Source organism: Streptomyces sp. WP-1, from assembly GCF_030450125.1.
In the GTDB taxonomy this organism is placed as follows: Bacteria; Actinomycetota; Actinomycetes; order Streptomycetales; family Streptomycetaceae; genus Streptomyces; species Streptomyces incarnatus.
In genome coordinates, this window is the sequence record NZ_CP123923.1 from 3,590,317 (window position 1) to 3,602,595 (window position 12,279).

Annotated in this window: 12 protein-coding genes; 4 read left to right on the plus strand and 8 right to left on the minus strand. The window is 72.1% G+C overall.

Annotation, left to right across the window (positions count from 1 at the left end; translation table 11 throughout):
• Positions 1 to 82 precede the first annotated feature (82 nt).
• Together QHG49_RS15565 and QHG49_RS15570 are read left to right on the plus strand one after the other, a co-directional pair.
• Entirely contained in the window at positions 83 to 463 is a 381-nt protein-coding gene (locus QHG49_RS15565; RefSeq protein WP_301490067.1) for a VOC family protein, read from the plus strand.
• 93 nt (positions 464 to 556) lie between these two features.
• Positions 557 to 1,384, plus strand: coding sequence for a DUF4253 domain-containing protein (locus QHG49_RS15570; protein WP_159703804.1), 828 nt, complete (start codon positions 557 to 559; stop codon positions 1,382 to 1,384).
• Positions 1,385 to 1,408: 24 nt separating this feature from the next.
• On the opposite strand, the gene QHG49_RS15575 is transcribed toward QHG49_RS15570, so the two are convergent.
• Entirely contained in the window at positions 1,409 to 2,857 is a 1,449-nt protein-coding gene (locus QHG49_RS15575) for a transcriptional regulator (RefSeq protein ID WP_301490068.1), read from the minus strand.
• Positions 2,858 to 3,033: 176 nt separating this feature from the next.
• Here QHG49_RS15575 and QHG49_RS15580 point away from each other — a divergent pair, with 176 nt between their 5' ends.
• Positions 3,034 to 3,780, plus strand: a complete 747-nt coding sequence (locus tag QHG49_RS15580; protein WP_301490069.1) for a DUF4232 domain-containing protein — start codon at positions 3,034 to 3,036, stop codon at positions 3,778 to 3,780.
• Here the strand turns inward: QHG49_RS15580 and QHG49_RS15585 are convergent.
• From QHG49_RS15585 to hemB, 3 genes are all read right to left on the minus strand, one after another.
• A complete protein-coding gene (locus QHG49_RS15585) occupies positions 3,737 to 4,453 on the minus strand; it encodes an NAD(P)-dependent oxidoreductase (protein WP_370530577.1) in 717 nt (238 codons plus the stop codon). The two genes, QHG49_RS15580 and QHG49_RS15585, sit on opposite strands and share 44 nt — an antisense overlap.
• A gap of 33 nt (positions 4,454 to 4,486) precedes the next feature.
• Positions 4,487 to 5,509 carry an LLM class flavin-dependent oxidoreductase gene (locus QHG49_RS15590; protein ID WP_159703800.1) on the minus strand — a complete coding sequence of 341 codons (1,023 nt, stop codon included), beginning with the start codon at positions 5,507 to 5,509 and terminating at the stop codon, positions 4,487 to 4,489.
• 71 nt (positions 5,510 to 5,580) lie between these two features.
• The gene (gene hemB / locus QHG49_RS15595) at positions 5,581 to 6,573 is read right to left on the minus strand and encodes a porphobilinogen synthase (RefSeq protein WP_145492284.1); all 993 of its coding nucleotides are present in this window, start codon (positions 6,571 to 6,573) and stop codon (positions 5,581 to 5,583) included.
• 207 nt (positions 6,574 to 6,780) lie between these two features.
• On the opposite strand from hemB, the gene QHG49_RS15600 reads away from it, so the two are divergent.
• Entirely contained in the window at positions 6,781 to 7,776 is a 996-nt protein-coding gene (locus QHG49_RS15600) for a phospholipase D-like domain-containing protein (RefSeq protein WP_301490070.1), read from the plus strand.
• Between the two features lie 241 nt (positions 7,777 to 8,017).
• Here QHG49_RS15600 and QHG49_RS15605 read toward each other — a convergent pair whose 3' ends face one another.
• The 4 genes from QHG49_RS15605 to QHG49_RS15620 all read right to left on the minus strand — a co-directional run bounded on the left by QHG49_RS15605 (position 8,018) and on the right by QHG49_RS15620 (position 12,095).
• The gene (locus QHG49_RS15605) at positions 8,018 to 8,254 is read right to left on the minus strand and encodes a hypothetical protein (protein WP_301490071.1); all 237 of its coding nucleotides are present in this window, start codon (positions 8,252 to 8,254) and stop codon (positions 8,018 to 8,020) included.
• 212 nt (positions 8,255 to 8,466) lie between these two features.
• Positions 8,467 to 9,786, minus strand: coding sequence for a UDP-glucose/GDP-mannose dehydrogenase family protein (locus QHG49_RS15610; protein WP_301490072.1), 1,320 nt, complete (start codon positions 9,784 to 9,786; stop codon positions 8,467 to 8,469).
• A 70-nt stretch (positions 9,787 to 9,856) separates the two neighbouring features.
• A complete protein-coding gene (locus QHG49_RS15615) occupies positions 9,857 to 10,297 on the minus strand; it encodes an NUDIX domain-containing protein (protein ID WP_301490073.1) in 441 nt (146 codons plus the stop codon).
• A gap of 28 nt (positions 10,298 to 10,325) precedes the next feature.
• Complete coding sequence (locus QHG49_RS15620) at positions 10,326 to 12,095, minus strand: asparagine synthetase B (RefSeq protein ID WP_301490074.1); 1,770 nt, start codon at positions 12,093 to 12,095, stop codon at positions 10,326 to 10,328.
• Positions 12,096 to 12,279 lie beyond the last annotated feature (184 nt).

Consider the following 12,279-nt stretch of genomic DNA (forward strand, 5'->3'; position numbering starts at 1 on the left):
GGGGATGTCCCGGGGGGAGTCTCGGACGACAGCGGCACAACCAGGACCGTACCTGTCCTGGTCACGTCGTACCGTCCCCCTCATGACCACGCAGACCACTCCCGCGTTCCGCTTCGCCGCCGTCACCTTCGACTGCGCCGACCCCGCCGCGCTCTCCCGCTTCTACGCCGAGCTGCTCGGCTACCGCGCCCTCTTCTCCACCGACGACTTCATCCTCCTCGGCACGGAGGGCACCCCCGGCCTCGGCTTCACCCGTGTCGCCGACTACCGCCCGCCCACCTGGCCGGACTCCGCCCAGGGCAAGCAGGCCCATGTCGAGCTGGGCGTGGACGACCTGGAGGCGGCCGAGCGGCGGGCCCTCGAACTGGGCGCCACCAAGCCGGAGTTCCAGCCGGGCGAGAAGCGCTGGACGGTGCTCCTCGACCCGGCCGGACACCCGTTCTGCGTCACGACCCTGGCCTAGCGCCTCTCGTTCGGACCAGTCCGGGCCCGCGGGGTCTGGCACCGCGCCGCGCGAGGGGACGCATTGTCAGACCCTCCCCCTACAGTCACCCCCATGGCGACTCTTCCCAACCCGCTGCCCCGGCTGGCCACCGATCCCAGCGGCCGCAGCCTGGGGCTCCAACTGCCGCCCGGCAGGCTGCTCGACGCGACCGAGAACGGCCCGCACCACGAGCCCCTGCTCTGGCTCGCGGACAAACCGGCCGGCCCCGGCACCTGGACCGCCCTCGGCGCCCCGGCCGCGCGCGCCGGGCTGCTGCCGGTGCTGGTGGAGACCGACGGCACCCAAGGCGGACCGGAGAACTGGGAGTTGATGCCGGACGACGTGTCCTACCCGGGGGACCACGATCCGGAGGAGGTCCTCGCCGAGTACTGGGAGGGCGACGAGGAGTCCGAGCCGGACGACGAACTCGGGGATCTGGTCGAGCCGTTCGGACCGCAGTGGCCCGGACTCGCCCCGGCCAAGAAGCTCACCGCCGACCCGGGCACCCGCGCCGCCCGGGCCGCCGACGAACTGACCGCCGATCAGGGCCAGTCCGTCTTCCCGGCCCCGCACCTCGCCCTCGTCCCGGCCCGCCGCTCCGCCGACATCCCGGCCGCGATCGGCTGGAGCGGCCCGCTGAACCACGAGAACGACGTGGCGCGGCTGTGCGCGGTCCTGCGCTCCTGGGAGGACCGCTTCGGCATACGGGTCGTCGCGCTCGGCTTCGACGCCCTGCTGCTGTCCGTGGCCGCCCCGCCGGCCGACCTGGCCGAGGCCGAGGCGGTGGCGGCGGAGCACTTCGCGTTCTGCCCGGACAACATCACGCAGGGGGCGGACACCCTGCGCGCCTACGCGAAGGAGCTGATCGGCGAGACCACCTGGTTCTTCTGGTGGGACTGACCCGCCGCTGACGACGGCGGCCGGTCACTGCTGCGCGGGCGCCCACTTCTCGCCGCCCAGCGGGAAGGCGTAGGCGGGGCGCCCGTTGCTGCCGCTGGTGCGGAAGGGCCGGCCCTTGTCACCGATCTCCAGGGTGCCGTGCCGGCCGCCGCTGGACCAGGCCAGCTCCAGGTACCAGCTGACGTCGTACGCCGAGGCGTTCGCCGTGACGTAGAAGACCTCGGGGTCCGACTCGTTCACGCTGAGGGGGAAGCCCCGCTGCCCGGCCACCGGCTGGACGGCGGGCCGTAGGGCGTCCAGGGCGACGGTGAAGGAGTGGGTGGGCACCCCGGCGCCGCAGCCGACACCGGGGTAGCCCATGGCGTAGTCGTTCCAGGCGAGCGGCGCGCGCTTGCCCGCCATCCGTACCGACATCCCCTCCAGCACCACGGTCTGCTTGCCGCTGCCCTGCACGGTGAGCGTGACGAACTGCTCGCCCGCCGAGACGGCCTGGTGCACGGCCACCCACGCGGGCGCGTCGTTCTCAAGGGGCGGCGGGGACACGTCCGCGGGCGGCCGGTCGATCAGGTAGTGCTGGAAGCAGGGACTCTCCCAGGAGTACGGGTGGGTGGTGATCGCGAGGGGGACGGCCGTGGACTCCTTGCCGTCGGCGGTCGCCCCGCCCGGCGGTCCGCTCGTGGCGGCGTCCGGTCCCCCGGTGCTTCCGCGGTCGGCGGAGGGCGCGTGGGGCCGGGCGGAACCCGACGGGGAGGGTGAGCCGCCGGCCCGGGAGGCGGTACCGGTACCGGTCGCGGGCGTGCGGTCCTGGGCGGAGGCGATGACTCCGGTGACGGCCGCGTCCTGGTCGTGGCTCCCGCTGTCCGGCAGCCCGAACGCGAGGGCCACGGCGCCGAGTACGGCGGCTCCGGTGACGGCGGCGATGAGGGCGGGGCGGCGGAGGCGGGCGCGGGGGGCGGGGCGGGAGCCGGGGCCGTGGCCGTGGCCGTGGCCGGTAACGGCGGCTTCCGGAGCCGGGGTTGATGCCGGGTCCGGGGTCGGCTTCGGGGCGGGTTCCGGGTCCGGTTCCGCTGCCGATGTCGGCGCGGGCTCGGGCGCGGGCGCCGTAGCTTCCTCATCCGTCACCGCCCCCTCATCCGTCACCGCCCCCTCGGCGGTCTCCTCAGCCGCTCCCCCGGCAGCCCCCTCGACCGCTCCCCGTACGACCCCCTCGGCCGCCTTCTTCCCCCGCCCCGCGTCCGCCAGCACCCAACTCCGGTGCAGCGCCACGAGTTCGTCCCGTGACGCTCCGCAGAGCCGCGCCATCCGCTCCACCGGGGCGTAGTCCGTCGGTACGGCCTCCCCGTTGCAGTAGCGGTGCAGCGTCGACGTACTCATGTGCAGCCGTTTGGCGAGCACGCCGTAGCTGTGCCCGGAGCGGTTCTTCAACTCCCGCAGCCGCTCGGCGAACCCGGTCCCCCCGGTGCTTTCCGACACGATCCGTTCCCTCCCCTGTCCCGTTCCCCCGTTCCAGGGAAGGGACGTTCTTGCAGGTCAACACCTATATGGCCGTTCCAGCGTCCCGGATCGGCAGCCGGGGCTGGCGGGCGGGACAAAACGGCCCGCAGGCTGTGGACATCCAAGCACTCCACGACCCGGAAGCGAGAAGCGCCATGCGCAACCGCCTTACCCTCCGCACCCGTACCCCCCTGCTCGCCGCGGCCGGAGCCGCCCTCGCCGCGCTCGCCCTGACGGCGTGCGACAACGGCACGGGCACCAAGGACGAGGGTGCCGTCCGGCACACCCCGGCGGCGAGCGTGAGCGGCGCCCCCTCCACCGACGCGAACACGCAGCAGGGGTCGACCGGCTCCGTCGCCCACGGCACCCAGACCTCGACCGGCGGCCACCGCGCCACCGGCGGCACCGAAGGAACCCACGCCTCCGGCGGCTCCGTCGGTTCCAAGGGCTCGGGCAAGCCGTCGGACCCGGAGAACCGCGTCCTGTGCAACGGCTCCAACACCAAGGTCACCGCGCAGGTGCTGTCCCGCCCGCTCAACCACATGATGCTCACCGTCAAGAACACCGGCTCGAAGTACTGCGACCTGACGTACTACCCGGTGCTCCGCTTCGGCGGGATGCAGTGGGCGCCCGGCGCCGACGAGTCGACCAAGCCGCAGGCGGTCACCACCCTCGCGCCCGGCGAGTCCGGCTACGCGGGCGTGCTGCTGTCCGCCGCCGACGGCAGCGGCGACGGCGGCCAGACGGGCCACAAGCTCACCGTGTACTTCCAGGGCATGACCCCGAACAGCGACGGCGGCGCCGCCGCGAACGTCACCCTGCCCGCGAAGGGCGTGTACTACGACAGCTCGCTGAAGGTCACCTACTGGCAGCAGAACGCGTCCGACATCGCCAACTGGTGACCCGGACACGCCCCCGGAGGACCCTCGGGGGCGTCGGCCCGTCAGGCGGTCCAGTAGCGATGGAGATGTGCGCCCGGGGATGCGCGTCGCGCTCGATCCCGTCCACGATCGCGAGCGCGGAGTCGGCACCGGAGATCTCCGAGCCGCCCCGGGCGTCGTAGCGGGCCACGTCCCCGCCGACGCGGTAGGTGCCGGTGCGCTCACCCGCGGCCCAGGCGCCGTAGCCGGCCGCGGGCGAGACCAGGGTCCAGTCGAGCGAGCCAGGCGCGGCACTGGTGAGCCACTCCCGGATCGCGTCCATCTCGCGTGCCTCGGACCGGAACCGCTCCGGGACGTCCCCCTCGGCGAACCGGGGCTCGCCCGGTGCGGGGCGCAGCGAGGAGAAGCCGCCGATCACGATCAGCCGGGCGCCGGCGGCGTCCGCCGCGGCGGCGATGTCCCGGCACAGGCCGAGCAGGCGTCCCACCAGGTCGCCGCGCGGCGACAGGGCCGCGACCACCGCGTCCCGGCCGGGGACGAGCCGTACCGCGTCCTCGGCCGCGCCTTGGGTGTACGACACCCCGTCGACCGGGGTCCTGGGCGCCGAGCGTGAGTACGGCGCCACCTGATGGCCCCGGGCGACGGCCTCGGCGGCGACGTCGGCGCCGGTGTAGCCGGTCCCGCCGATGACCAGGGTCTTGCCCGCGGCGACTCCCGCCGGCCGGGGTCAGCGCCAGCCGAGCGCCGGCGCGACATGGGTGAGGATGTTCTCCAGGACGTGACTGTTGTAGTCCACGCCGAGCTGGTTGGGCACGGTCAGCAGCAGCGTGTCGGCCTCGGCGATCGCCTCGTCCCCGGCCAGCTGCTCGATCAGCGCGTCGGGCTCGGCGGCGTACGTACGGCCGAAGATCGCCCGGGTGTCGGCGTCGAGGTAGCCGATGCTGTCGCCGCTGTCGCCGTCGCGGCCGAAGTAGGCGCGGTCCCGGTCGTCGGTGAGGGCGAAGACGCTCCGCGAGACGGACACCCGCGGCTCGCGTTCCCAGCCCGCCTCGGCCCAGGCCTTGCGGAAGGCCCGGATCTGCGCCGCCTGCTGCACAGGGAAGGGCGCGCCGCCCTCGTCGTCCTTGACGGTCGAGCTCATCAGGTTCATGCCGAGCCCGGCGGCCCAGGCGGCGGTGGCGTTGGAACCCGCGCCCCACCAGATGCGCTCGCGCAGCCCCTCGGAGTACGGCTCGATGCGCAGCGGTCCCGGCGGGTTGGCGAACATCGGGCGCGGGTTCGGCTCGGCGAAGCCCTTGCCCTGGAGCACCATCAGCAGCACCTCGGTGTGCTGGCGGGCCATGTCGGCGTCGGTCCTGCCCTCGCCGGGCGCGTAGCCGAAGTACCGCCAGCCGTCGACGACCTGCTCCGGTGACCCGCGGCTGACGCCGAGCTGGAGCCGGCCGCCGGAGATCAGGTCGGCGGCACCGGCGTCCTCGGCCATGTACATGGGGTTCTCGTAGCGCATGTCGATCACGCCGGTGCCGATCTCGATGCGCGAGGTCTTCGCGCCGATCGCGGAGAGCAGCGGGAAGGGCGAGCCCAGCTGGCGGGCGAAGTGGTGCACCCGGAAGTAGGCCCCGTCGGCGCCCAGTTCCTCGGCGGCCACGGCGAGGTCGATGGACTGGAGCAGCGTGTCGGAGGCGCTGCGGGTCTTCGAGTGGGGGCTGTCGGCCCAGTGGCCGAAGGAGAGGAATCCGATGCGCTTCATACCGCCGTGAACAGCGGACCGAGTTAATTGATTCCTCAACTATCACTCGGCCCGCCCCGCACTTGCCCGATTCAGCGCAGCTTCTGCGCCACCTCGGTCGCCCAGTACGTCAGGATGTTCCGCGCCCCGGCCCGCTTGATCCCCGTCAGGGTCTCGAAGATCGCCCGGTCCCGCTCGATCCAGCCCTTCTCGGCCGCGGCCTCGATCATCGAGTACTCGCCGGAGATCTGGTACGCGGCGACCGGCACGTCCACCGCGTCCGCGACGCGCGCGAGGACGTCGAGGTACGGCCCGGCCGGCTTGACCATCACCATGTCCGCGCCCTCGGCGAGGTCCAGCTCCAACTCCCGCAGGGACTCGCGCCAGTTGGCGGGGTCCTGCTGGTACGTCTTGCGGTCGCCCCGCAGCGAGGAGGCGACGGCCTCGCGGAAGGGGCCGTAGAACGCGGAGGAGTACTTCGCGGTGTACGCGAGGATCGCCACGTCCTCGCGGCCGATCTGGTCCAGCGCGTCGCGGATGACGCCGATCTGGCCGTCCATCATCCCGCTGGGGCCGACGACGTGGGCGCCGGCGTCGGCCTGCACCTGGGCCATCTCGGCGTACCGCTCCAGGGTGGCGTCGTTGTCGACCCGGCCCTCGGCGTCCAGCACCCCGCAGTGCCCGTGGTCGGTGAACTCGTCCAGGCACAGGTCGGACATGACGAGGAGGTCGTCGCCGACCTCGGCGCGTACATCGCGCAGCGCGACCTGGAGGATCCCCTCCGGGTCGGTACCGGCCGTTCCCTGGGCGTCCTTGCTGCCGTCCTCCGGCACGCCGAACAGCATGATCCCGGAGACCCCGGCCTCGACGGCCTCCGCCGCGGCCTTCTTCAGGCTGTCGCGGGTGTGCTGGACGACGCCGGGCATCGCGGCGATCGGCACGGGCTCACCGACGCCCTCACGGATGAACGCGGGGAGGATCAGGTCGGCGGGGTGCAGACGCGTCTCGGCGACCATCCGTCGCATAACGGGCGAGGTCCGCAGCCGCCGGGGACGCGTACCGGGGAAAGATCCGTACTTCGTCATGGCTTCTACGCTACGCCCGCCCGCTCTCCCTCCTTACCGACGCCCTGTCGGCCCCGCCGCCCGGCATCGAGGGGCAAACCGGAACCCCGATACCGAGTCTTTGCGCCCCCCTGGCCATCTCTGGATCCGCGCGCCTCCCCAGCGTTCTACGCGCGTGGTGTCATGCACCCGACACCACACCCCCTGCCTCCCAGAAGGAGTCACGCAATGCTGCGGAAGGCCCTCACCCGCGCCGCTGTCGCCCTCGCCGCCGGCAGTGCCGTCGCCGCCGCCGCCGTCCCCGCGAACGCGGCGACGTACTCGGCGTTCGCCTTCTCCCGGGCCGGTAGCGGCCAGCCGGCGATCTACGACTTCATCGACTCGGCCACCAGCAAGCTCGACATGACGATGTACGAGCTGGAGGACACGACGGCCGTCAACGACCTGGTCGCGCTGGAGAAGAAGGGCGTCACCGTCCGGGTCGTCCTGGACCGGCAGCACAAGAGCGAGGACAACGCGGCGTACACGACGCTGACCGCCGCGGGCGTGGGCGTCGTCTGGTCCTCCTCGTCCTACGTCTACACCCACCAGAAGACGATCACCGTGGACGGCACCAAGTCGCTCGTCCTGACCGGCAACCTGACCTCGCAGTACTACACGACCAGCCGGGACTACGGCGTCTTCACCGACGACACCCGCGATGTCGCCGCCATCGAGAAGGTCTTCGACGCCGACTACGCGGGCACCTCGGTCACCCCCGCCGACGGCGACCACCTGCTGTGGTCCCCCACCGACTCGCGCGGCCGGCTGGTGTCCTTCATCGACGCCGCGACCAAGACGCTCGACGTGCAGGAGCTGGAGTTCAGCGACAGCGCGGTCGTCAACGCGATCGTGGCGCGCGCCAAGGCGGGCGTGAAGGTCCGTGTCGTCCTCGAAGACCCCGCGAGCTACGCCGGCGAGGTCTCCGCGGTCAAGGCGGCGGGCGGCACGGTCGTCGGCTACTCCGACCCGGACGGCTTCTACATCCACGCCAAGGCCATGGTCGCCGACTACGGCCTGTCCACCCAGGCGGTGGAGGCCGGTTCCATGAACATCAGCAGCAACTCCCTGAGCAACAACCGGGAGTTGGGCATCATCATGACCGGCGCGGGCGTGGCCCAGCCGGTGGCGCAGACCATCGAGACGACGTTCAGCAGCGACTACGCGGGCGGCACGGCGGCGTAACACCGATTACCGGATCGCATCCGCCCGGCCCGGGCGGGACGGCTCGACCGCCCCACCCGGGCCGCACTTCGTCCAGGCCGTTCCCATACGACTGACACACCCCTGCCCTCCACAGCATGAGTTCCCCTCCCCGGCGCCAGGTGCCTGCCACGTACCAAGCGGTCTCACCGGTGACCTCAGGAAGCTCCTGCCCCAGGCCGAGGAAGCTCTCGGCACAGTCCTTCGCGGGGTTTCCCATGCCTTAGGTGAGGGCCAACTGCTGCCCGAGAACGGACGAGACAATGGCACTTTCCTGGGCCATGAGCTCCCGCAGCGTGCGCATCAGTCCCTTACCGGTTTCGCCCATCACATACGCGCTGAACCTGATCTTGTCCAGTGTGGTCGCAGCCGCCGGTTTGTACACCTTCGCGAAGGCATTCCCGGCATCGTCGTCGCCGACCATCACCGTGTCCACCATGTGCATGGATGCCTTGATCATGCCGTCGGCTATGACCTTGAGGTCCGGCGGCAAGCCCGCACGCGTCCCCTCCCCGTGAGCCCGCCCACCATGCCGGACGGTCGAATTCCCAGGCTAGCGCGCGACGCTCTCCGACTGCCCCGCGCACAGAGGGAGCGCGGAGTCGACCAGCCGGTGCGCGGGGAAAGGGCTGACGAGCTGTCGGTCCTCGGAGTTCATCATGCCCCCGCCGGTCAGGCGCGGCCGAGGGTTCGGATGTGCCAGCCGGCGTTCTGCCACTGGTCGAGGTCGAGGGTGCCGCGGGCGTCGATGGCCTTGAGGACGGAGGCGCAGCCGGTCAGTCGCTCAGGGGCGATGTCGGCGTACTGGGGCCACTCGGTCAGGTGCAGGAGGAGGTCGCAGTCCCGGGCGGCGGCGACGGGGTCCTCGGCGTAGTCGAGTCGGGGGTGGAGTTTACGGGCGTTGTCGAGGGCCCTCGGGTCGGACACGGTGACGGCGGCGCCGAGGTCGCACAGGGTCTGCGCGACGGCGAGAGCGGGCGAGTCCCGGACGTCGTCGGTCCCGGGCTTGAAGGCGGCCCCCCAGACGGTGACCCGCTTGCCCCGCAGGTCGCCGCCGAGTTCCTCGCGGGCCAGATCGATGACCCGCTGACGGCGGCGGGCGTTGACCGCGTCGGCCTCGCGCAGGATCCCGACGGCCTGCTCGGCGTCGAGTTCCCCAGCCCGGTCGACGAAGCCGCGCAGGTCCTTGGGCAGGCAGCCGCCGCCGAACCCGAGGCCGGGCCGCATGCCCTGGTGGCCGATACGGATGTCATGGCCGAGGATGCCGGCGAGTCCGGCGGCATCGGCGCCGGACTTCTCGCAGACCTCGGCCATCGCGTTGATGAAGGAGATCTTGGTGGCGAGGAAGGAGTTCGCCGCGCCCTTGGCGAGTTCGGCCGTGGCCCAGTCGGTGACGATCACCGGCACCCCGGTCTCGACGATCCCCGCGAAAGCCTCGCGCAGCATCGTCTCGGCCCAGGAGCGCGGGGCGCCGAAGCCGAGGACGAGCCGGTCGGGCCGCAGGGTGTCCTCGATCGCGCGGGATTCGCGCAGGAACTCGGGGTTCCAGGCGACCTCGATGCCCTTCCCGGCGGGCGCATGCTCGTGCAGGAGTCCGGCGACCCGGGGCGCGGTACCGACGGGGACGGTCGACTTGACCGCGATGACGGCGGGGCGGGTCAGGCCAGGGGCCAGTCCGGTGAGGGCGTCGAAGAGATGGCTCAGGTCGTAGCCGCGGCCGTCGGGCCGCTGCGGCGTGCCGACTCCGACGAAGTGCAGGTCGGCGAAGTCGGCGGCTTCCTGGTAGGAGGCGGTGAACTTCAGCCGGCCGGACGCGGTGTGCCGGGCGAGGAGGTCGTCCAGGCCGCGCTCGTAGAACGGCGCCCTGCCGGTGTTGAGGGCGCGGACCTTGTCGCTGTCGCGGTCCATGCCCAGGACCTCGTGGCCGAGTTCGGCCATGCAGGCGGCATGGGTGGCACCGAGGTAGCCGCAGCCGACGACGGTCATCTTCATCGGGGAGGTGTCCCTTCGAGTGGGGCGGCCGACAGCCCGGCTCGGCTCCCGTTCCGAAGGGCCGGGGAACTCAGCAGGGCCTGGCGGCCAGGTGGCGGTGGATCCCGTTCCGGATGAACGGCGGGATCGTGAGGATGTCGAGGTGCTCGGGGGCGAAGAACCGGAGCTTGACACCTTCGGTGAGAGGCAGCGCGGTCTCGTCGCCGTCCCAGTTTCCGGCGAAGAAGGTGATGAGTTGCCCGGAGCCCCAGGCGTCCCGTATCTCGAACAGCTCGGTCAGCTCCAGGGCCGCCAGACCCGCTTCCTCGTCCAGTTCGCGGACGATCGCGGTGAGCGGGTCCTCGCCGGGGTCGCAGCCGCCGCCGAGCAGGCTCCAGTGGCCGGGCCAGGCGATGGCTCCCGGAAGGTCGTCGCGCAGGTGGAGGAGGAGTTCGCCGCAGCGGTTGGTGAGGATCGCGACCGCGCCACGGGCGGCGCCCGGGTCCGGGTTCGCGGTGGTGTCGGAGTGCATTCCGACACGCTAGTGGGGCAGTTGGGGATCACGCGGCGGCGGACCTCACCGTCTGGTCGCGGACCCAGGCGGCCGCCATGAGTGCCTGCATACGGGTGCGTTCGTACCGGCCGCCGCGGGCCAGACCCCTCTTGAGGAGGGGCCGGAATCCTGTGGGCGCGTCGGCGAGGGCGGCGTTGATCCGGTCATCGGCCCATGCGGCGAGGTCACCGTCGAGCCAGGCGGGGACCGGGGAGGCGAAGCCGAACTTGTCCCGGCCGCCCCAGACCTCCCGGGGCAGGCCGATGGCCTTGGCGGCGTCCCGCAGGATCCGTTTGCCCTGGGCCGGATCCATGATCTTGTGCTCGACGGGAAGCCGGTACGACAACTCGACCAGGTCACGGGCGAGATAGGGGGACCGGCGTTCGAGCGCGAAGGCGGACGCGAGTTTGTCGCTGGTCATCACCAGCGGCCGCCAGGCCGTCGCGAGGTCGGCCAGGGTCAGGCCGCGGGCCACGTCTCCGCCCGCGCGGGCCATTGCGTCGGCGGCCAGGTCCCTGACCCGTCCGTCCGGGTCCGGCCCGCGAAGGATCAGCCGGGTGACGGCCTCCACCGGGTCCAGGGGCTCGCCCGCGGTGTGCATAAGTTTGGCGGCCAGCGGCCGGTATGCCGCCAGTCCGGCGTTCAGGACGGCGTCGGGACCGAAGAGGACCAAGGCCTGGCGGACGTAGCCCATCAGGAACTCGTCCGGCCCCAGCCCGCCGACCACGACCCGAAGGCCCAGGTCGGAGACCTTCTTGTAGGCCATGTACTCGGAGAACGTGGACGCGTTGCCCATGGGGTAGTCCAGGGCTCGCATCATGTGCGGCAGAGCTGCGGCGAAGTCGGCGGGGCCCGGCTCGACCACCACCAGCTCGGCCTTGATATCCCGGGCGATCGCGGCGGCCGTGACGGACTCGTCCAGGCGGTCGTGGCCCGGGTAACGGACGGTGACGCAGACCGGCGGCCGCATCAGGTGGGCCAGCACCGCCGAGTCCAGTCCACCGGAGAGGAGGAGGGCGAAGTCGCAGGCCGGGGACCTGAGCGGGATCTGCTCGGCCAGGATCGTGGAGAACCTGGCCAGAGCCTCCGTGTAGGTGCCGGTGAACGGGGCTCGGTTCTCCAGGCGCCACCAGGTCGTCTGGTCGAGGGAGCCGGTGGTGACGTCGAACGACAGTAAGGTGGCCGGGGCCAGTAACTGGACGCCTTGGAACGGGGTGTCGGCGCCGACGGGGGTCTCGATCGCGGTGACCTCGGGACGTAGGACCAAGGGGGCCGGACCGTAGCCGGTCAGCGTGGTCACCTCGGACGCGAACGCCAGCCGGCCGCCGTCGAGGCGCCAGTAGAGCGGCTTCTCACCGAGCCGGTCGCGTGCCAGGAACAGCTCCCCGGTCCGGGGGTCGTAGACGGCGAGGGCGAACATGCCGTCCAGCCCGTCCAGGCAGGGCGGCCCGATCTTGGCCCAGGCCCGCAGCAGGAAGTGGGCGTCCGAATCCCGCTCGCCGACCTCGATGCCCCAGGCGGTGGCCTGCTGCCGCCAGTTGTAGATCTCCCCGTTGAAGGCCAGGAGGACGCCCGTGGCCCCGTCCAGGTAGGGACCGGGCACAGCCTGCGGCTCGACGATCAGCAGGGTGTTCATGGCCAGCACCGCCCGCCCGTCCCCGGCGGCGGTGTGCATGGTGCCGTCGGGACCGCGGTGGTGCTGCGAATCGCCCATCGCCACCACGGTCTTCACGTGCCGGACGGCGTCGCCTCCGGCCAGTCCTGCGATTCCGCACATCTGGGTCACCCCCGAGCGTGACGTCGTGATGCCTGACGGCGGCCGCCGACGGCGGGTCCTCCCGGTCGGCGGCGGCCCGGACCCTCATCACACCCGTCGGCCGGGGCGGTCGGGAGGGCTCGCAGGGGGGCTCACAGCTCGCGGATCCGATTCGCCCCGAGCCCGTGGGGCAATACCCTCGGTG